This is a genomic window from Streptomyces violaceorubidus (assembly GCF_000717995.1).
In the GTDB taxonomy this organism is placed as follows: domain Bacteria; phylum Actinomycetota; class Actinomycetes; order Streptomycetales; family Streptomycetaceae; genus Streptomyces; species Streptomyces violaceorubidus.
Genome location: NZ_JODM01000001.1, coordinates 613902 through 633078 on the forward strand (window position 1 = coordinate 613902; position 19177 = coordinate 633078).

Genomic DNA, 19177 nt, shown 5'->3' on the forward strand with positions numbered 1-19177 from the left:
GGGACTCCTCACGGACGGGTCATCCGCAGCACGTCCAGTGCCTCGTCCAGCTGTGCGCGCGTCAGGTCGCCGCGCTCGACGTACCCGCCCTCCAGCACCACCTGACGGATCGTCTTCCGCTCGGCCAGCGCCTTCTTGGCGACCTTGGCGGCCTCCTCGTACCCGATGTACTTGTTGAGCGGCGTGACCACGGACGGCGACGACTCGGCGTACTCGCGGGCCCGTTCGGGGTGCGCCACGATTCCGTCCACGGTCCGGTCGGCGAGCAGCCGGGAGACGTTGGCGAGCAGCCGCACCGACTCCAGCACGTTCTTGGCGATGACCGGCAGCATGACGTTCAGCTCGAAGTTGCCGGCCGCCCCGGCGGCGGCGACCGTCGCGTCGTTGCCGGTGACCTGGGCGGCGACCATGAGGACCGCCTCCGGGATCACCGGGTTGACCTTGCCGGGCATGATGGACGAGCCGGGCTGGAGGTCGGGCAGGGAGATCTCCGCGAGCCCGGTGCGCGGCCCCGACGCCATCCAGCGCAGGTCGTTTGCGATCTTCGTCAGCCCGACCCCGATGGTCCGCAGCTGCCCGCTCGTCTCGACGATGCCGTCCCGGGCGCCCTGCGCCTCGAAGTGGTCGCGCGCCTCGGTCAGCGGCAGCCCGGTCGCGCGGGCCACCTCGGCGATGACGGCGGCGGAGAAGCCGGGCGGGGTGTTGATGCCGGTGCCGACCGCGGTGCCGCCCAGCGGCAGCTCCGCCAGGCGCGGAAGGGAGGCGTTGAGCCGCTCGATGCCATACCGCACCTGGGCCGCGTACCCGCCGAACTCCTGGCCGAGGGTGACGGGCGTGGCGTCCATGAGGTGCGTACGCCCGGACTTCACCACGTCGGCGAACTCCTCCGCCTTGCGCTCCAGGGCGCCGGCGAGGTGGTCGAGGGCCGGGATCAGGTCGCGGGTGACGGCGGCGGTGGCGGCGATGTGGAGGGAGGACGGGAAGACGTCGTTGGACGACTGGGAGGCGTTGACGTGGTCGTTGGGGTGCACGTCGCGGCCGAGGCGCTCACCGGCCAGGGTGGCGATGACCTCGTTCGTGTTCATGTTGGACGAGGTCCCCGACCCGGTCTGGAACACGTCGACGGGGAAGTGCTCGTCCCACTTCCCCTCGGCCACCTCACCGGCCGCCTCCCGGATCGCGGCGGCGACGTCCTGGTCGAGCACCCCCAGCTCGGCGTTGACCTTGGCCGCCGCGCCCTTGATCCGGGCCAGCGCCTCGATGTGCGCGCGCTCGATGCGCTGCCCGGAGACGGGGAAGTTCTCGACGGCGCGCTGGGTCTGGGCGCGCCACTTGGCGTGGGCGGGCACGCGGACCTCGCCCATGGAGTCGTGCTCGATGCGGTAGTCGCTCATACCGGGTACAGCGTGCGGGGCGGGGCGGATGTTCCGGGCACGGGCCGGATTCGCTCCCCGGCCCCGCTCCCCGCACGCCGACGGGAGGGCTACGCCAGCCCGGGCCCCCGCACCGGAATCGTCGTGAACGTCGGCGCGGGCGCCGGGTCTTGAAAGAAGTCGCTGCCCTTGTCGTCCACCACGACGAACGCCGGGAAGTCCTCGACCTCGATCTTCCAGACCGCCTCCATGCCGAGCTCCTCGTACTCGACGACCTCGACCTTCTTGATGCAGTCCTGCGCGAGCCGCGCCGCGGGACCGCCGATCGAGCCCAGGTAGAAGCCGCCGTGCGTCTCGCACGCGTCGGTGACCTGCTTGCTCCGGTTGCCCTTGGCCAGCATCACCTTGGAGCCGCCCGCCGCCTGGAACTGCTCCACGTAGGAGTCCATGCGCCCGGCGGTGGTCGGCCCGAAGGACCCGGAGGCGTAACCCTCGGGCGTCTTGGCCGGGCCCGCGTAGTACACCGGGTGGTCCTTCAGGTACTGCGGCATCTCCTCGCCCGCGTCCAGCCGCTCCTTGATCTTGGCGTGCGCGATGTCGCGGGCCACGACCAGCGGGCCGGTCAGCGAGAGCCGGGTCTTGACCGGGTGCTTCGTCAGCTCGGCCAGGATGTCGTCCATCGGCCGGTTGAGGTCGATCTTCACGACGTCCCCGGCCTCGTCGAGGTGCTCGTCCGTCGTCTCCGGCAGGAAGCGCGCCGGGTCGGTCTCCAGCTGCTCCAGGAAGACGCCCTCGGCGGTGATCTTCGCGACGGCCTGCCGGTCGGCCGAGCAGGACACGGCGATGGCGACCGGGCAGGAGGCGCCGTGCCGGGGCAGCCGCACCACGCGCACGTCGTGGCAGAAGTACTTGCCGCCGAACTGCGCGCCGATGCCGATCCTCTGGGTCAGCTCGAAGACCTTCTCCTCCAGTTCCTTGTCCCGGAAGCCGTGCCCGAGCTCCGAACCCTCGGCCGGGATCTCGTCCAGGTAGTGAGCGGAGGCGTACTTCGCGGTCTTCAGCGCGTACTCGGCCGAGGTGCCGCCGACGACGATCGCCAGGTGGTACGGCGGGCAGGCGGCCGTGCCGAGCGAGCGGATCTTCTCCTCCAGGAACTTCATCATGGAGGACTCGTTCAGGACGGCCTTCGTCTCCTGGTAGAGGAAGGACTTGTTGGCGGAGCCGCCGCCCTTCGCCATGAAGAGGAACTTGTAGGCGCCGCCGTCGGTCGCGTACAGCTCGATCTGCGCCGGGAGGTTGGAGCCGGTGTTCTTCTCCTCCCACATGGTGAGCGGGGCCATCTGCGAGTAGCGCAGGTTCAGGTTCTTGTAGGCGTCGTAGATGCCCCGGCTCAGGGCCTCCTCGTCGCCGCCCGCCGTGAGCACGTTCTGCCCGCGCTTGCCCATGACGATCGCGGTGCCGGTGTCCTGGCACATCGGGAGGACGCCCGCCGCCGCGATGTTCGCGTTCTTCAGCAGGTCCAGGGCCACGAACTTGTCGTTGCCCGACGCCTCGGGGTCGTCGACGATGCGGCGCAGCTGCGCGAGGTGGGCCGGGCGCAGGTAGTGCTGGATGTCGTGGACGGCCTCCTCGGCCAGTTTGCGCAGCGCCTCCGGCTCCACCTTGAGGAACGTCCGACCGTCGGCCTCGAAGGTGGAGACGCCCTCGGCGGTCACCAGCCGGTACGGAGTGGTGTCCTCGCCCTGGGGGAGCAGATCGGTGTACGCGAACTCAGGCATCTCGCCCATTCCTCACTCGACATCACGCGCGGCTGGATTCCTCAGCAACGACGGCTGGCCTCCGTTGGCAGCGCCAACCAGCGTAAAACCTGCCGAGGGTGCCGAGCTTGTGAGGTAAGGCTCAGTAGGAGGTCCCGGTGCGCGACAAGGTTGTCCACAGGGCTAGTCGCGATCTATCGCGTTTCGGTACGCTGCTGCCGTGGACCTTCACAAGCACGCCCCAGCCGCACCGCGCACCTCCGAGCTGCGCGCCTCGGACGCCGACCGCGACCGCGTCGCCGACATGCTGCGCGAAGCCCTCGCAGAGGGACGGCTCACCGCCGAGGAGCACGCCGAGCGCGTCGAAGGCGTGCTGGCCGCCAAGACCGTCGGAGAGCTGGACGTCTTCGTCCGGGACCTGCCCGCCGCCCACCGCGGCCGGGACACCGCCGAGCCGGCACCCCACCGCCCCACCGCCGGCGCCATCCCGGCGGAGCCCGACGAGAACGTGGTGGCCATCTTCAGCAGCGCCGTCCGCAAGGGCCGCTGGCGGGCGAACCGCCGCATCCACGCCTACGCCGTCTTCGGCAGCGTCGAGATCGACCTCAGCGAGGCGGTCTTCGAGTACCAGCAGGTCGTCATCAAGGCCTTCTCCGTCTTCGGCAGCGTCGAGGTGCGCGTCCCGGAGAACGTGTCGGTGCGCGGCGCGGGCGGCAGCGTGCTCGGCAGTTTCGAGGTCCACACCCTCGACTCCGCCGAGGCCGAGGCGCCCGTCATCTACGTGGACGGCTGGGCCGTGCTGGGCAGCGTCGAGGTCCGCCCCAAGCGCGGCAAGGTCGTCGCGGACATTCTCGACCGGGTGCACCGCCGGGTGGAGAAGGGTTTGCGCAAGCACCTGTAGCACCGGCACGGCAGCGGTGGGAAACCCAGTGCATAGGCGCGCGTACAACGGGTAAGCCTTGACGCATCGTCTCTCGCTAGCGAAGCCGTCGTCAGGAGTAGACCCGTGCTGCAACCGCCGCATTCGTCCCTGCAGGTAGCTGCCGTTCCGGCCCAGCGGGGGCCCGTGCGGGACAGGGACCAAGACGCTCCCTGGCACACCGAGGCGGTGTGCCGGCGCGACGAGGCCGGACTGTTCTTCGCCCCCTCCAAGGAACCGACTGCCGCCCGGCTCTCCCGCGAAGAGGCCGCCAAGCGCGTCTGCGCGCGCTGTCCGGTCATGGTCGAGTGCCGCGAGCACGCCCTGCTGCAGCCCGAGCCCTACGGCGTCTGGGGCGGCCTCACCGCCGCCGAACGCCGCGTGGTCCTGGCCCGGCGCCGCCGCCGCGACGTCGAACTCAAGAAGGCCGCCCGCACGACGGGCCGCATAGCCGCGGCCGGCTGAACCCGACCAGGCGTAAGGGCACCCTCTCCGCACACGGAGGGTGCCCTTTCAACGCCGGGAACCGCGGCCACCCCGAAAGGGGCGCGGGCCTGTGCCCGATCTGCGGCTCCGCCGCGTGGGCGCGACCGGCCACGACGGTGCCGCAGCCGCCGCACGACAGGCACCCCGACTCAGGAGGCGCCCCGCGAAACCGGCGGCGTCACTTCGCCCGGTCGAAATCGATCGCGCTGTACGCCCGCAGCTTGCTCAGCCGGTGCTCGGAGTCGATCCGCCGCACCGTCCCCGACTTGGACCGCATCACGATCGAGTCGGTCGTCGCCGTCTCCGACCGGTACCGCACCCCCCGCAGCAGCTCGCCGTCGGTGATGCCGGTCGCGACGAAGAAGACGTTGTCCCCGGAGACCAGGTCGTCGGTGGTCAGCACCCGGTCCAGGTCGTGCCCCGCGTCGACGGCCCGCTGCCGCTCCTCGTCGTCCTTCGGCCACAGCTTGCCCTGGATGGTGCCGCCCAGGCACTTCACCGCGCAGGCCGAGATGATGCCCTCCGGCGTACCGCCGATACCGAGCAGCAGGTCGATGCCCGTGCCCTCGCGCAGCGCCAGGATGGAGCCGGCCACATCGCCGTCGGAGATCAGCTTGATCCGGGCGCCGGTCTCCCGGACCTCCTTGATGAGGCCCTGGTGCCGCGGCCGGTCGAGGATGACGACCGTGACGTCCTCGGGCGTGCGCCGCTTCGCCTTGGCGATCCGGCGGATGTTCACGGCGACGGGCGCGTTGATGTCCACGAAGTCGGCGGCCTCGGGGCCGGTGACCAGCTTGTCCATGTAGAAGACCGCGGACGGGTCGAACATGGAGCCGCGCTCGGCGGCGGCCAGCACCGCGATCGCGTTGGTCATGCCGTTGGCCGTCAGCGTGGTGCCGTCGATCGGGTCGACGGCGATGTCGACCTCGGCCCCGGTCCCGTCGCCGACCCGCTCCCCGTTGAAGAGCATCGGGGCCTCGTCCTTCTCGCCCTCGCCGATGACGACGACGCCGTTCATCGAGACGGTGTGGACGAGGGTCCGCATGGCGCGCACCGCGGCACCGTCGGCGCCGTTCTTGTCACCGCGTCCGACCCAGCGGCCGGCGGCCATCGCCGCGGCCTCGGTGACCCGGACCAGCTCCATGGCGAGGTTGCGGTCGGGGGCCTCCGAGGGGACGTCCAGCTCGGACGGGAGATGATGCTCGGTCATCGGAACGCACCTTTCTGATACGACGACGGCCGGATGAGGGTATGGCCACGACTCTATCGCCAGTCCGACAAAATGAGCAGGGGACCCCACGTATGAGCGGATCAGGCACCTGCGACGATAGGGGGCGTGGCAGGTATGAAAGGCAAGCAGAAGTCGGCCCGGGACATGATTCTCTCGCTCGGGGTCATCGTGCTGGCGGCAGGCGTGATCTGGATGTTCATTCCGCACGACGACGGTGAACCGGACGTCAAGCGGGTCGACTACCGGGTCGAACTGCTGACCGCGCAGCGCGCCGCGTCGTACCCGGTGGCCGCGCCCGAGGGGCTGTCCGAGGACTGGAAGCCGACCTCCGTCCGCTTCCGGGGCGACGACTCCGACGCCTGGCACCTGGGCTTCCGGGCCCCGGACGGCGAGTACGTGACGGTCGAGCAGTCCACGAAGAAGGCGTCCACGTTCATCCACGACGCCAGTCAGGGCGCCGAGGCGACCGAGCGGACCGAGGAGATCGGTGGCCGGACCTGGACGCGGTACACGGGCGGTCGGTACGACGCGCTGGTGCTGCCCGGCACGGGCGACATGAAGGGCGCGACGACGGTCGTGGCCGGCACCGGGTCGTTCGAGCAGCTCGGCGAGATGGCGGCGGCCCTGAAGCTGGCCTGACCGGCCACCGACCGCCGACCGCCGACCGCCGGTCACCGGCAACCGGCCACCGACCGCCGACCGCCGGCCACCGGCCACCGACCGCCGACCGCCGACCGCCGGCAACCGGGCGCCCGGCCACCGGGTGCACGGCCCGGCTCGGCCCATGCACCACGACGAAGCCCCCGGCAGCTCGCCGGGGGCTTCGTCGTGGTGTGCGGGTGCCGCGTGCCTCAGACCGTGGTGACGACCTGGTCGTAGGCCAGCCGCGGGGAGCGCGGGAACCAGGCGTCCGGGCCCGGACGGCCGATGTTGACGACCATCAGCGGGGTGTGGTCGTCGTCCAGGAACTCCTTGCGCAGGCCCTCGAAGTCGAGGCCGGTCATCGGTCCGGCGGCCAGGCCCGCGGCGCGGACGCCGACGATGAAGTACGCGGCCTGGAGGGCGGCGTTCAGGGTGGCCGTGCCCTCGCGGACCGGACGCTCGCTGAAGAAGGCGTCCTTGGCCTGCGGGAAGTGCGGGAGGAGCTGCGGCAGCTCCTCGTGGAACTCGTTGTCCGCGGACAGGATCGCGACCAGCGGGGCGGTGGCCGTCTTGGCGCGGTTGCCCTCCGCCATGTGGGTGACCAGGCGCTCGCGGGCCTCGGGGGAGCGGACCAGCGTGATGCGCAGCGGCGACTGGTTGAAGGCGGTCGGGCCGTACTTGACCAGGTCGTAGATCGCCTGCATCTGCTCGTCGGTCACCGGCTCGTCGGTGAAGGTGTTCGCCGTGCGGGCCTCGCGGAACAGGAGGTCCTGGGCGGCGGGGTCAAGAACGAGAGACATGCGTGATCTTTCTCCGGGGGGTGCGTCGGCGCCGTGCGGCGTGGGGGCCGGGGGCCGTTGACGCTGGCGACACTACGCCAAAGAAGTTCAAGCTTCAACCAATGTGAGATCCCGGTGACCCGCTTCACACGTCCGGCCGGGTGAAGGGGCCCTGGCGTATATGGCGGGGTGTGTGTCGAGAAGACGGGGTTTTCGGGCCGTGCGCCTATATGACGATGTGGAATTCAAGCCAGACAGCTTCGAGATGGATGTATCCGGACCAACCGTCGCGGTCGTGGGGCTTGGCTACGTGGGACTCCCCACCGCACTCGCCCTCACCGACGCGGGCGCCACCGTCATCGGCGTCGACAGCAGCCCGGACCGGCTGCGGGACATCGCCCGCGGAGCGGTGGACCTGCTCCCGCTGCACCACGCGCAGCTCGCCTGCGCCTCGGCCGGCGACCGCTTCCGGCTCACCCCGGACGCCACGGCGGTGCGCGAGGCCGACGCCGTGGTCATCTGTGTGCCCACCCCCGTCGACGCCCGGCGCGAGCCCGACCTCACCGCGCTCTCCTCCGCCTGCGCCTCGGCGGTGGAGCACGCCGTGCCCGGCCAGCTGATCGTGCTCACCTCCACCAGCTACGTCGGCACCACCCGCGACCTGCTGGTCGAACCGCTGCGGGCCCGTGGGTTCACCGTCGACGAGGACGTGTACGTCGCCTTCTCCCCCGAGCGGATCGACCCCGGCAACGAACGCCACACCCCCGAACGCACCCCGCGCCTGGTCGGCGGCGCCGGACCGCGCAGCAGCCGCGCCGCCGCGGACCTGCTGGCCCCGACGGCCTCCGTCGTCCGGCCGGTCCCCGACCCCGAGACCGCCGAGATGGCCAAGCTCTGGGAGAACACCTACCGCGCCGTCAACATCGCCCTGGCCAACGAACTCGCCGACGCCTGTCACTCCCTCGGTCTGGCACCGGTCCCGGTGATCGAGGCCGCGGCGACCAAGCCGTACGGCTTCATGCCCTTCTACCCGGGGCCCGGCGTCGGCGGTCACTGCATCCCGTGCGACCCCCACTACCTGCTCTGGCAGCTGGGCAAGGTCCGGCAGCAGGCGCCGCTGGTGGCCACCGCCCTCGCGGCCAACAGCGGTCGGCCCGCGCGGATCACCCAACGCGCCCTGGACCTGCTGGAGGCCTCCTCCGTCCCCGCGCGCGAGGCCCGCGTCCTGCTGATCGGCGTCTCCTACAAGGAGGGCGTGGCCGACGTCCGGGAGAGCCCCGCCCTGGAGATCCTCGCCGGGCTCGCCGCGGCCGGCGCGCACGTCGCGTACTGCGACCCCCTGGTGCCCTCGCTGCGCGTCGGCGCGCAAGCGCTGCACCACGTACCGGATCCGCACACCCGGCCCTGGGACCTGGTGGTCCTGAACACCGTCCATCCCGTGCACGACCTGACCTGGCTGTGCGCAGCCGACGCCCCGCCCGTCCTGGACACCCGCCAGCGCGGTCCCCTCACCAAGGCGGCGGCGCGGGCCGGGACCGGCGTCCCTCCCGCCGCGGGGGCCACCGCATGACCGTCCTGCGCCCCGGCCACGGACCGGCCACCCCGCTCCGCGCCGCCGCCCGCCACCGGCTCCGCGCCCGCCTCGACGCCCTGGAACCCGGCGTCCGCCGCGACGTGGTGCGGCTGCTCACCCTCCTCGCCCTGCTGCCCCTCCTCCTGCTGCTGGCCCGCGGCGCCGTCCGCCTGCCGCACGCCTTCGACCCGCTCGCCCTCTACGGCCTGGCGGTCCTGGCCGGCACCGTGTGCCTCCTCCACCTCGCCTACAGCCGCTACGACGACCCGGCCGTACGCCCCCTGCGCAGCCGCCCGCGCCACGCCGACGCCTTCCCGGCCCTGCCCGCACAGCCCCGGGTGAGCTTCCTGCTGGCCGTGCGCAACGAACGCGCGCACATCGAGGCCTGCGTGCGCTCCATGGCCGCCGTGGACTACCCCGACCTCCAGCTCGTCGTGGTCGACGACGCCTCCGACGACGGCACCCCCGACGTACTGGAGCGCCTCGCCGAGGAGCTGCCGCTCACCCTGATCCGGCTGGAGGAGAACCTCGGCAAGAAGGGCGCGCTGGTCCGTGCCTGCGCCGTGGCCGACGGGGACGTACTGCTGTTCACCGACTCCGACTGCGTCGTCGCGCCGGACGCCGTACGGCACTGCGTCACCGCCCTCGTCCGCCACCCCGAACTGGGCGCGGTCAGCGGACACTGCCGGGCGCTCAACACCGACGCCTCACTGCTGGCCCGCGTACAGGACATCTGGTACGAGGGGCAGTTCCGCATCAGCAAGGCCGCCGAGGCCGCCTTCGGCTCGGTGACCTGCGTCTCCGGACCGCTCGCCGCCTTCCGCCGCGAGGCGATCTACAACTACCTGCCCGCCTGGGCCGAGGACCGCTTCCTCGGCGCCCCCTTCCGCTTCGCCACCGACCGCCAGCTCACCGGATACGTCCTGGGCCAGGCCTGGCGCGGCCGCGCGCTCAAGGAGCGGCACGCCGACTCGCCCTTCGTGCGCGAGCACGACTATCCCGAGCTGCGCTGGGAGGTCGGCTACACCCGTTCCGCCCGGGTGTGGACCCGGGTGCCGTCCCGCCCCGGCTCCTTCCTGCGCCAGCAGATCCGCTGGAAGAAGAGCTTCATCAGGAACCTCTTCTTCACCGGCGGCTTCATGTGGCGCCGGGGCCCGGCCGCCGCGGCGCTGTACTACGGGCACGCCCTGTGGGTGATCGCGGCGCCCGTCCTGGTCGTACGGCACCTGCTGTGGGCCCCGCTGCACCTCGCGGGCCTGCTGACCCTGCTGTACCTGGGCGGGATCGTCCTCAAGGGGTGCGTCTGGGGCCTCGCCTACCGGATCGACCACCCGGGGGATCGCGCCTGGCGCCGCCGCCCCCTGATGAGCCTGCTGTCCTGCTGCGTACTGGCCTGGCTGCTGCCGTACGCCCTGCTCACGCTGCGCCGCGGCGTCTGGACGAGGAGTGCCGCATGAAGGTCCTGCTGCGCGGACTGGGCCGCTCGCTCGCCGTCGTCCTCACGTGTGCCGCCGTCGCCCTGGTCTACGTGTTCGCCCTCACCCGGGGACGGTGGATGTGAGACGCGACGGCTTCCGAAACCGGCCGCACCCGATCCGGGAGGGACGGCCCCTGCTGCGCGCCGCGCTCGGACTGCTCACGGCGGCCGTCGTGGCCCTGCCGTTCACCGCCGCCCAGCAGTACGACGCCCTCCGCCGCGACGTGGCCGAGCAGAGCGCGCCGCCCGCTCCCGGCAGCGGCAGCAGCGGCAGCAGCGGCTCGGGCGCGGAGGCCGGGGCGGCGCACGCCGGGAGCGCGCCGGTCGTCCTCGCCTACCACGACATCGGCCCCGACGGCCGCAGCCGCTACACCGTCTCCCCGGAGCACTTCGACGCACACCTGCGCGTCCTGCGCGAGGCCGGATACCGCTCCCTGTCCACCCGGGAGTTCACCGACTTCCTGCGGACGGGCCGCACCCCCGGCGCGCGAAGCGTCTACCTCACCTTCGACGACGGCACACACGGCCTGTGGACGCACGCCGACCCGGTCCTGGCCCGGTACGGGATGAAGGCGGCGGCCTACCTGATCACCGGACAGGTGGGCACCCACCAGCCGTACTACCTCTCCTGGGCCGAGATCGCACGGATGGCGCGGTCCGGACGCTGGGACTTCCAGGCGCACACGCACGACAGCCACGCACGGGCCGCCGTGGACGCCGCCGGACACGAGCGGTCGGTGTTCACCAACCGGCGGTGGCTGGCGGACGAGGGACGCGTCGAGACGTCGCGGGAGTACCGGCGCCGGATCGCGGCGGACCTCGACCGGTCGGTCCGCGACCTCGTACGGCACGACCTGCCTCGCCCCCGGCTCTTCGCCTACCCCTTCTCGGAACGGCTGGACGAGACCAATCTGGCCGCGCGCGACGCCGACGCCCTGCGGGCCATGCTGCGGGAGCGCTTCACGGCCACGCTCACCAACCGCGCGGCGCGGCCGCTGCCACCCGGCCCCCGCGCGGCCGCCGCCGGACAGGTGCAGCGCCTGGAGGTCACCCGGGGCACCACCCCGGCCGGCCTGCTGCGCGAACTCGCCCGATGGGCTCCGCTGGAGCCGCGCGACGCCGGCCGGCCGCTGACCCGGCGGGCGGACTGGTCGACGGCGGGCGACCCCGGGCAGGCCGGGCCCGGCGTCCTCACCGGCGAGAGCCCTCCTGCGGACGGCACCGACTACGTGTCCGCCGACCACCTCCCGCTCGCCACGGCCGACTGGACCCACTACCGCCTGCGCGCCACCGTGGACCGCCTGCGCGGCACCTCGAACGGCGTCGGGATCACCGTCCGAGCGGGCAGCGAGCACCCGGTGGCGCTCTCGGTTGGCCGCAACACGGCGAGTCTCACCCCGGGCGGCCGGGACGGCGCCGGCGACCGGCGGACCTGCCGGCTCGACCCCGCCGCCACGCACCGGATCACCGTCTCCGTGACCCCCCGACAGGTGCGGGTGAGCATCGACGGCGACCCCTGCGCGGCGGTCCGCGCGGGCCGGTGGCGGGCGGCGGAGGGCGCCGGCGGCTTCTCGCTCAACGTGCGCGACGAGGGGGCGCGGCGGCAGTGGCCCCGCTTCACCTCACTGACCGTCGAGTGAGGTGCATCACAGGCGGCCGGCGCTCACTTTCCCCGCCGGACGCGGTCCTACCGGCACACACACCGCCACTCGACCACCAGGAGCGCACCGACATGACCGCCGCCGTGAAGGGCCCCGCGTCCTACTTCCCGTCCATCGAGAAGAAGTACGGCCGCCCGGTCGCGGAGTGGAAGGACCTCATCCGCTCCGCGCCGCTCACCCGGCACATGGAACTCGTCGCCTGGCTCAAGACCGAGCACGGCCTGGGCCACGGCCACGCCAACGCGCTCGTCGCCCACACCCTGGCCGAGGACACGGCCAAGGAGGCGTAGGGAAGCGCCTCGGCGCGTCCGGCTAGGGCGTGCCGCCGTCGTCGGCGGCCGAGTCCCGCGGGTCCGTCTCCTCCTCGGCCAGCGCCGCGTCCAGGCGGGCCCGCGCGCCGTCCAGCCGGCGGCGGCAGACCTTCGCCAGCTCCTCGCCCCGCTCCCACAGGACGAGGGACTCCTCCAGCGTCGTACCCCCGGCCTCCAGCCGCCGGACGACCTCGATCAGCTCGTCCCGCGCCTGCTCGTACCCGAGCGCCTCGGACATCGCCGTCGGCTGCTCCACCTCGCTGGTCATCCACCCACCCTATGCGTCGACTCGTACGGAGAAATCGCCCTCGGCGACCCGGGCGCGCAGCGTCTCGCCGGGCTCCACCTCGCCCGGGTCGCGGACCGCGTGGCCGTCGGCCCGCTGGAGCACCGCGTACCCGCGCTTGAGGGTCGCGGCGGGGGAGAGGGCCACCACGCGCGCGTGCGTGTGCGTCAGCTCGGAGTCGGCCCGGTCGAGGTGGTGCCGCAGCGAACGGCGGCCCCGGTCCAGCAGGGCCGTCACCTGCTCGGCCCGCTCCTCAATCATCCGGTGCGGATCCTGTATCGAGGGCCGCGCCAGCGCGTGGGCCAGCCCCCGCTCCTCACGGTCGACGAAGGCCGCCACACACCGCCGGGCGCGGTCCCGCAGCAGCCGTACCCGCTCGTACTCCTCGCCGACGTCCGGCACGACCTTCTTCGCGGCGTCGGTCGGCGTGGAGGCGCGCAGGTCGGCGACCAGGTCGAGCAGCGGGCTGTCCGGCTCGTGGCCGATCGCCGAGACGACCGGCGTACGGCAGGCGGCCACCGCCCGCACCAGCTGCTCGTCGGAGAACGGCAGCAGGTCCTCCACGCTGCCGCCGCCCCGCGCGACGACGATCACGTCCACCTCGTCCAGCGCGTCCAGCTCCTTCACCGCCTGCACCACCTGCGGCACCGCGTGCACGCCCTGCACCGGGACGTTGCGCACCTCGAAGCGGACGGCGGGCCAGCGGTGCCGGGCGTTCTCCAGGACGTCCCGCTCGGCCGCCGACGCCCGCCCGCACACCAGGCCGAGCAGCTGCGGCAGGAACGGCAGCGGCTTCTTGCGCTCCGCCGCGAACAGCCCCTCGCGCGCGAGGGCCTTCTTCAGCTGCTCCAGACGGGCGAGCAGCTCACCGACGCCCACCGGCTTGATCTCGGCGGCCCGCAGCGACAGCTGCCCCCGCGGCGCGTACCACTCCGGCTTGGCGTGCACGACCACCCGCGCGCCCTCGCCGACCACGTCCGCCACGGCGTCGAACACCTGCCGGTAGCAGGTCACGCTCACCGAGATGTCGTACGACGGGTCGCGCAGCGTCAGGAACACCACGCCGGCGCCCGGCCGCCGCGACAACTGGGTGATCTGCCCCTCCACCCAGACCGCGCCGAGCCGGTCGATCCAGCCCCCGATCAGCCGGGAGACCTCGCCCACGGGCAGCGGGCTTTCAGGGGTCGAGTTGGCAGCCATGCGCCCGAGCGTAACGGCCGGGTCCGACAACGGGGCCCCTCGCACCCGCCCACCGTCACCCGCCCACCGCGTCCCCCTCCCGGCCCCCGTCCCGGTCCCTGTCCCTCCGGCCCCTCCACTGCGCCGCCAGCACCACCAGACCCACCGCCAGCCAGATCGCCCCGACCGTCTGCGCGGTCCCCGACGCCTCCACGATCACCGCGATCGTGATGGCCGCGCCGAGCACCGGCACCAGCAGATGCCGCCACCAGCTCACCGAGCCCGCGCCGCGGCGGACCACGAACCAGCCCACCACGCTCGCGTGCAGCAGCGTGAACGCGGTCAGCGCGCCGACGTCGACCACCGAGACCAGGTGGTCCAGACCGTCGTCCCGGCGCGCCGCCCACACCGCCGCCGCCATCGTGATCACCGCCGACACGAGCAGGGCCACGCGCGGCACCCCGGCGTCCGTCCGGGACAGCACCCCCGGCAGCCGCCGGTCGCGGCCCATCGCGAACAGCAGCCGCCCGGCCGCCGCCTGCCCGGCCAGCGCCGCGAACGCCGCGCCGATCGCCTTGCTCACCGCCACCAGGTCGTGCAGCCAGGTGCCCACCGACGCGTCCACGGCGTCGTAGAACGCCGATCCCTGCCGCTCCGGCTCCGCCGCCAGCTGGGCCGACGACACCGGTTCCAGGAGCGCCACCAGGTACGTCTGCGCCACGAACAGCACGCCCGCCAGCGCCAGGCAGAACAGCAGCGCCCGCGCGACCTTCGCCGAGCCGCCGGTGACCTCCTCCGCGAAGGTGGCGATCGCGTCGAAGCCCAGGTACGACAGCACCGCCACCGACACCGCGCCGACCACCGCCGACAGCGCGAACGCCCCCTGCGTGCCGTCGCCCGACAGCGGCGACAGCCAGTCGCGCTCGGCCCCGTCCTGGGCCAGGACCACGATCGCCGTGGCCACGAAGACGATCAGTACGACGATCTCCATGGCGAGCACCAGGAAGCCCACCCGGGCCGCCGCCCGCACCCCCCACAGGTTCAGCAGGGTCGTGACGACCACCGCGATCGCCGTCCACACCCACCGCGACACCTCCGGGACCAGCGCCTCCATCGCGATGCCGGAGAAGAGGTAGGCCACCGCCGGGATGAGGACGTAGTCCAGCATCGCCATCCATCCGGCGACGAACCCGGCCCCGTTGCCGAGCCCCGCGCGCGCGTAGGCGAACACCGATCCCGCCTGGGGGACCACCCGCACCATCTGCGCGTAGCTGAATGCGGTGAACGCCATCGCGACCGTGGCGACCACGTAGACCAGCGCCACCGCGCCGTGCGACTTGGCGTCCAGCGTGCCGAACACGCCGACCGGCGCCATGGGCGCGATGAACAGCAGGCCGTAGACGACCAGGTCCCTGAAGCCCAGACTGCGCCTGAGCTGCTGCTCCGCACCGGCCCCCGGGGCCGTCGTACCGTTCTGTCCGTTCTGCGACATCGTTCCTCCGCGGGCGCCTCGGACTCCGTCTCCAGACGTTCCCGCCAGTCTCCCCGCCAACGCCGCACCCACGCGATCTTTGACCCGCCGAACGCGGCCTTACGATGGGTGCCATGACTGCTTCGCCTGGCCGCCGTGTCCTGCTCGCCGCCCCCCGTGGCTACTGCGCGGGTGTGGACCGCGCCGTGATCGCCGTCGAGAAAGCCCTGGAGCAGTACGGGGCTCCGGTGTACGTCCGGCACGAGATCGTCCACAACAAGTACGTCGTCCAGACCCTGGAGAAGAAGGGCGCGATCTTCGTCGAGCGGACCGAGGAGGTCCCCCCGGGGAACATCGTGATGTTCTCCGCGCACGGCGTGGCTCCCGTCGTCCACGAGGAGGCCGAGCGCGGCCGTCTCGCGACCATCGACGCCACCTGCCCGCTGGTCACCAAGGTCCACAAGGAAGCCGTCCGCTTCGCCAACGACGACTACGACATCCTGCTGATCGGCCACGAGGGCCACGAGGAGGTCATCGGCACCTCCGGCGAGGCCCCCGACCACATCCAGCTCGTGGACGGCCCCGAGGACGTCGCGAAGGTCGAGGTCCGTGACCCGTCGAAGGTGGTCTGGCTCTCCCAGACCACCCTCTCCGTCGACGAGACGATGGAGACCGTCGACGCGCTCAAGAACAAATTCCCGCAGCTGCTCTCCCCGCCGAGCGACGACATCTGCTACGCCACGCAGAACCGCCAGCTCGCGGTGAAGCAGATGGGCGCCGAGGCCGAGCTGGTGATCGTCGTCGGCTCCCGCAACTCCTCCAACTCCAAGCGCCTGGTCGAGGTCGCCAAGCAGGCCGGCTCCCGCGCGGCGTACCTGGTGGACTTCGCCGACGAGATCGAGGAGTCCTGGCTCGACGGCGTCACCACGGTCGGCGTCACCTCCGGCGCCTCCGTCCCCGACGTCCTGGTCGAGCAGGTCCTGGAGTGGCTCTCGCGGCGCGGCTTCGAGGACGTGGAGATCGTCAAGGCCGCCGAGGAGTCGATCACCTTCTCGCTGCCCAAGGAGCTGCGCCGCGACCTGCGCGAGGAGGCCGCGGCCCTGGTGGCGGAGCGGGGCGGCGCGGGGGCCGCGGGCAGCACGGGTACACCCGGGGCGTGACCGTCAGTCGTCCGTCGTAACGTAGGGCCATGCAGATCTTCGGCGTGGACATCGGCGGATCCGGGATCAAGGGCGCCCCTGTGGACCTCGACAGGGGCGACCTGGCCCAGGAGCGCTGCAAGGTGCTGACCCCGCACCCGGCGACCCCCGACGGCGTGGCCGACGGGGTCAAGGAGGTCGTCGAGCACTTCGGCTGGACGGGCCCGGTCGGCCTCACCTTCCCCGGCGTGGTGACGGGCGGCGCGACGGTGCGCACAGCGGCCAACGTCGACAGCAGCTGGGTCGACACCGACGCGCGGGCCCTGTTCGGCGAGCGGCTGGGCGGGCTGGACGTGACCGTCGTCAACGACGCGGACGCGGCGGGCGTCGCCGAGATGCACTTCGGCGCCGGGCGCGGCCGCAAGGGGACGGTCATCCTGCTCACCTTCGGCACCGGGATCGGCAGCGCGGTGTTCACCGACGGGGTCCTGGTCCCCAACACCGAGCTGGGCCACCTGGAGCTGGACGGCCACGACGCGGAGAAGCGGGCCTCCAGCAAGGTCAAGGACGACCACGACATGTCGTGGGAGCACTGGGCCCACCGGGTCCAGAAGTACCTCGCGCACGTCGAGATGCTGTTCTCGCCCCAGCTGTTCATCATCGGCGGCGGTGTCAGCCGCAAGTCCCAGAAGTTCCTGCCGCACATCGAGGGCATCCAGGCGGAGATCGTCCCCGCCCAGCTCCAGAACAACGCGGGGATCGTGGGCGCGGCGATGCGCGCGGCGGGCTGAGCGGGGCCGCTGGGGGCGCACCGTGAGGGCCCACTGCCAGCGCGCACCGTGAGGGCCCGCTGTCAGCGCGCCCCGCAAGGGCCAGCTGCCAGGGCGCCCCGCGAGGGCCCGCTGCCAGGGAGCCGTCAGGCGGCCGGAGGACGGTTCCGGGCGGCGGCCCGTCGCCGCACCAGCCGGATCCGGCGGACGATCACGACCGACCCGGCGACAAGCGTCCCGCCGTACAGCCACCCGGCCTCCGTGGCCAGCGCGGTGACGAGTCCCATCAGCCGTCCGGCGGAACCGTCCCCGCTCTCCGCCACGGGCACCAGGCCCACGGCGAAGGCGATCGGCACGACGATCGGGGCGGTCAGCAGGTCTCCCCGGCGCACCCAGAGCGCGGTCAGCAGGCTCACCGGCACGAACAGCACCCCGTACACGGTCAGGGACGAGCCGAACAGCAGCTCGTCCAGGAACCCCAGCAGGGTCATCACGGCGAGGCAGAACAGACCGCTGCCGAGCCCCGTCAACCGCGGATTGGGCATCCCGCGCAGGGCCCGCACGGCCCTGGCCACCGGTGAACCCGCCCCCGGGGCCTGGCGTGCCGGGGCCGCGGGCCGTCCCGCCGGCCGCCCGGCCACCCGGCCCACCGGGGCCCGCGCGGCGGCGGCACCGCCCCGGCCCTGAGCGGGCAGCGGCGCCCGGCTTCGTCGCGGTCCGTACTGCGCAGGTCGCGTCCTGTGTTGCTCCACTGGACCAACTTAGGTCGGTTTATGTGCCGAATAGCCCGACAGACACGCCGTCGGGCGCGCCTTGGCCAAGCGTTCGACTCCGAGCGGGTCCGGCACGGCACACCCCGTAGACTGGTGGATCGGCCCCTGCCTGGCCTGCCCCATCCCACCCGCCCTCCGCATCTCACGTACGGGAAGTCGCAACGTGTCGCTCACGATCGGAATCGTCGGTCTGCCGAATGTCGGCAAGTCGACCCTGTTCAACGCCCTGACCAAGAACGACGTGCTCGCGGCCAACTACCCGTTCGCCACGATCGAGCCCAACGTCGGCGTGGTCGGCGTCCCCGACCCCCGCCTGGCGAAGCTGGCCGGGATCTTCTCCTCCGAGAAGATCCTCCCCGCCACGGTCGACTTCGTCGACATCGCGGGCATCGTGCGCGGCGCGAGCGAGGGAGAGGGCCTGGGCAACAAGTTCCTGGCCAACATCCGCGAGTCCGACGCGATCTGCCAGGTCATCCGCGCCTTCAAGGACGAGAACGTCGTGCACGTCGACGGCAAGGTCTCGCCGAAGGACGACATCGAGACGATCAACACCGAGTTGATCCTCGCCGACCTCCAGACCATCGAGAAGGTCCTCCCGCGCCTCCAGAAGGAGTCGCGCATCAAGAAGGACGTCGCTCCCAAGGTCAAGGCCGTCGAGGAGGCCAAGGAGATCCTGGAGAAGGGCGACACCCTCTTCTCCCAGGGCATCCTCCAGGGCACCGAGCGCGCGGAACTCCTCCACGACCTCCACCTCCTCACGACCAAGCCCTTCCTCTACGTCTTCAACGTCGACGAGGACGAGCTGACCGACGACGCCTTCAAGGACGAGCAGCGTGCCCTGGTCGCCCCCGCCGAGGCGATCTTCCTCAACGCCAAGCTGGAGGCGGACCTCGCCGAGCTGGACGAGGAGGAGGCCCTGGAGCTCCTCCAGTCCGTCGGCCAGGACGAGCCCGGCCTCGCCACCCTCGCCCACGTCGGCTTCCGCACCCTCGGCCTCCAGACCTATCTGACGGCCGGCCCCAAGGAATCCCGCGCCTGGACCATCAAGAAGGGCGCCACCGCCCCCGAGGCCGCCGGTGTCATCCACACCGACTTCCAGAAGGGCTTCATCAAGGCGGAGGTCATCTCCTTCGACGACCTGGTCGAGACGGGCTCGGTCACCGAGGCCCGCGCGAAGGGCAAGGCGCGCATGGAGGGCAAGGACTATGTGATGCAGGACGGGGACGTGGTGGAGTTCAGGTTCAACGTGTAGCGCCTGATTCCTTGATCGGTCGAAGTGGCTGGTCAGGGTAGGAAACCCCAGGTCAGGGGCCAGATCTTTGGGTCTGGCCTCTTCCTGTTTTCTCCTGC

Annotated in this window: 18 protein-coding genes; 10 read left to right on the forward strand and 8 right to left on the reverse strand. The window is 72.1% G+C overall.

Annotated elements, in window-relative coordinates; genetic code table 11:
* Nucleotides 1–8: 8 nt before the first annotated feature.
* Both IE94_RS0102935 and IE94_RS0102940 read right to left on the reverse strand, forming a co-directional pair.
* Entirely contained in the window at nt 9–1394 is a 1386-nt protein-coding gene (locus tag IE94_RS0102935; protein ID WP_030145764.1) for a class II fumarate hydratase, read from the reverse strand.
* 89 nt (nt 1395–1483) lie between these two features.
* Complete coding sequence (locus IE94_RS0102940; protein ID WP_030145765.1) at nt 1484–3151, reverse strand: fumarate hydratase; 1668 nt, start codon at nt 3149–3151, stop codon at nt 1484–1486.
* 199 nt (nt 3152–3350) lie between these two features.
* Between IE94_RS0102940 and IE94_RS0102945 the strand changes: the two genes are divergently transcribed.
* Entirely contained in the window at nt 3351–4031 is a 681-nt protein-coding gene (locus tag IE94_RS0102945) for a DUF1707 SHOCT-like domain-containing protein (protein WP_030145766.1), read from the forward strand.
* Nucleotides 4032–4136: 105 nt separating this feature from the next.
* A complete protein-coding gene (locus IE94_RS0102950; protein WP_030145767.1) occupies nt 4137–4514 on the forward strand; it encodes a WhiB family transcriptional regulator in 378 nt (125 codons plus the stop codon).
* 199 nt (nt 4515–4713) lie between these two features.
* Here IE94_RS0102950 and glpX read toward each other — a convergent pair whose 3' ends face one another.
* On the reverse strand, nt 4714–5745 hold the full coding sequence (glpX, locus tag IE94_RS0102955; RefSeq protein WP_030145768.1) for a class II fructose-bisphosphatase: 1032 nt from the start codon (nt 5743–5745) through the stop codon (nt 4714–4716).
* Between the two features lie 135 nt (nt 5746–5880).
* Here glpX and IE94_RS0102960 point away from each other — a divergent pair, with 135 nt between their 5' ends.
* Nucleotides 5881–6405 carry a DUF4245 domain-containing protein gene (locus IE94_RS0102960; RefSeq protein WP_030145769.1) on the forward strand — a complete coding sequence of 175 codons (525 nt, stop codon included), beginning with the start codon at nt 5881–5883 and terminating at the stop codon, nt 6403–6405.
* Nucleotides 6406–6617: 212 nt separating this feature from the next.
* Here the strand turns inward: IE94_RS0102960 and IE94_RS0102965 are convergent, their stop codons facing one another.
* On the reverse strand, nt 6618–7208 hold the full coding sequence (locus IE94_RS0102965; protein ID WP_030145770.1) for a malonic semialdehyde reductase: 591 nt from the start codon (nt 7206–7208) through the stop codon (nt 6618–6620).
* A 274-nt stretch (nt 7209–7482) separates the two neighbouring features.
* Between IE94_RS0102965 and IE94_RS0102970 the strand changes: the two genes are divergently transcribed.
* The 4 genes from IE94_RS0102970 (at nt 7483) to IE94_RS0102985 (ending at nt 12188) form a co-directional block, all read left to right on the forward strand.
* Nucleotides 7483–8757 carry a nucleotide sugar dehydrogenase gene (locus IE94_RS0102970; RefSeq protein WP_245235157.1) on the forward strand — a complete coding sequence of 425 codons (1275 nt, stop codon included), beginning with the start codon at nt 7483–7485 and terminating at the stop codon, nt 8755–8757.
* Nucleotides 8754–10217: a glycosyltransferase family 2 protein gene (locus IE94_RS0102975; protein ID WP_030145772.1), complete on the forward strand. Its 1464-nt coding sequence runs from the start codon at nt 8754–8756 to the stop codon at nt 10215–10217. The genes IE94_RS0102970 and IE94_RS0102975 overlap by 4 nt, the downstream gene beginning before the upstream one ends.
* A gap of 100 nt (nt 10218–10317) precedes the next feature.
* Nucleotides 10318–11877 carry a polysaccharide deacetylase family protein gene (locus IE94_RS0102980; protein ID WP_051777190.1) on the forward strand — a complete coding sequence of 520 codons (1560 nt, stop codon included), beginning with the start codon at nt 10318–10320 and terminating at the stop codon, nt 11875–11877.
* Nucleotides 11878–11969: 92 nt separating this feature from the next.
* Nucleotides 11970–12188: a DUF4287 domain-containing protein gene (locus IE94_RS0102985; RefSeq protein WP_030145774.1), complete on the forward strand. Its 219-nt coding sequence runs from the start codon at nt 11970–11972 to the stop codon at nt 12186–12188.
* A gap of 22 nt (nt 12189–12210) precedes the next feature.
* Here IE94_RS0102985 and IE94_RS0102990 read toward each other — a convergent pair whose 3' ends face one another.
* The 3 genes from IE94_RS0102990 to IE94_RS0103000 are packed head-to-tail and all read right to left on the reverse strand — an operon-like array spanning nt 12211 to nt 15166.
* Complete coding sequence (locus tag IE94_RS0102990; RefSeq protein ID WP_030145775.1) at nt 12211–12477, reverse strand: exodeoxyribonuclease VII small subunit; 267 nt, start codon at nt 12475–12477, stop codon at nt 12211–12213.
* 9 nt (nt 12478–12486) lie between these two features.
* Nucleotides 12487–13695 carry an exodeoxyribonuclease VII large subunit gene (gene xseA / locus IE94_RS0102995; RefSeq protein ID WP_030145776.1) on the reverse strand — a complete coding sequence of 403 codons (1209 nt, stop codon included), beginning with the start codon at nt 13693–13695 and terminating at the stop codon, nt 12487–12489.
* 55 nt (nt 13696–13750) lie between these two features.
* Nucleotides 13751–15166 carry an APC family permease gene (locus IE94_RS0103000; RefSeq protein WP_030145777.1) on the reverse strand — a complete coding sequence of 472 codons (1416 nt, stop codon included), beginning with the start codon at nt 15164–15166 and terminating at the stop codon, nt 13751–13753.
* Between the two features lie 104 nt (nt 15167–15270).
* Between IE94_RS0103000 and IE94_RS0103005 the strand changes: the two genes are divergently transcribed.
* Both IE94_RS0103005 and ppgK read left to right on the forward strand, forming a co-directional pair.
* Entirely contained in the window at nt 15271–16305 is a 1035-nt protein-coding gene (locus tag IE94_RS0103005; RefSeq protein ID WP_030145778.1) for a 4-hydroxy-3-methylbut-2-enyl diphosphate reductase, read from the forward strand.
* Nucleotides 16306–16334: 29 nt separating this feature from the next.
* Entirely contained in the window at nt 16335–17075 is a 741-nt protein-coding gene (ppgK, locus tag IE94_RS0103010; protein ID WP_030145779.1) for a polyphosphate--glucose phosphotransferase, read from the forward strand.
* A gap of 125 nt (nt 17076–17200) precedes the next feature.
* On the opposite strand, the gene IE94_RS35150 is transcribed toward ppgK, so the two are convergent.
* The gene (locus tag IE94_RS35150) at nt 17201–17806 is read right to left on the reverse strand and encodes a DUF6542 domain-containing protein (protein ID WP_030145780.1); all 606 of its coding nucleotides are present in this window, start codon (nt 17804–17806) and stop codon (nt 17201–17203) included.
* 184 nt (nt 17807–17990) lie between these two features.
* Here IE94_RS35150 and ychF point away from each other — a divergent pair, with 184 nt between their 5' ends.
* Nucleotides 17991–19079: a redox-regulated ATPase YchF gene (gene ychF, locus IE94_RS0103020; protein WP_030145781.1), complete on the forward strand. Its 1089-nt coding sequence runs from the start codon at nt 17991–17993 to the stop codon at nt 19077–19079.
* The last annotated feature ends 98 nt before the right edge of the window (nt 19080–19177 follow it).

Coding starts and splice junctions, on each gene's coding strand:
- glpX (WP_030145768.1), bottom strand. CDS start 5,745: ATGACCGAGCATCATCTCCCGTCCGAGCTGGACGTCCCCTCGGAGGCC.
- IE94_RS0102985 (WP_030145774.1), top strand. CDS start 11,970: ATGACCGCCGCCGTGAAGGGCCCCGCGTCCTACTTCCCGTCCATCGAG.
- IE94_RS0102965 (WP_030145770.1), bottom strand. CDS start 7,208: ATGTCTCTCGTTCTTGACCCCGCCGCCCAGGACCTCCTGTTCCGCGAG.
- IE94_RS0102960 (WP_030145769.1), top strand. CDS start 5,881: ATGAAAGGCAAGCAGAAGTCGGCCCGGGACATGATTCTCTCGCTCGGG.
- IE94_RS0102975 (WP_030145772.1), top strand. CDS start 8,754: ATGACCGTCCTGCGCCCCGGCCACGGACCGGCCACCCCGCTCCGCGCC.
- IE94_RS0102940 (WP_030145765.1), bottom strand. CDS start 3,151: ATGCCTGAGTTCGCGTACACCGATCTGCTCCCCCAGGGCGAGGACACC.
- xseA (WP_030145776.1), bottom strand. CDS start 13,695: ATGGCTGCCAACTCGACCCCTGAAAGCCCGCTGCCCGTGGGCGAGGTC.
- IE94_RS0102990 (WP_030145775.1), bottom strand. CDS start 12,477: ATGACCAGCGAGGTGGAGCAGCCGACGGCGATGTCCGAGGCGCTCGGG.
- IE94_RS0103000 (WP_030145777.1), bottom strand. CDS start 15,166: ATGTCGCAGAACGGACAGAACGGTACGACGGCCCCGGGGGCCGGTGCG.
- ppgK (WP_030145779.1), top strand. CDS start 16,335: ATGCAGATCTTCGGCGTGGACATCGGCGGATCCGGGATCAAGGGCGCC.
- IE94_RS0103005 (WP_030145778.1), top strand. CDS start 15,271: ATGGGTGCCATGACTGCTTCGCCTGGCCGCCGTGTCCTGCTCGCCGCC.
- IE94_RS0102935 (WP_030145764.1), bottom strand. CDS start 1,394: ATGAGCGACTACCGCATCGAGCACGACTCCATGGGCGAGGTCCGCGTG.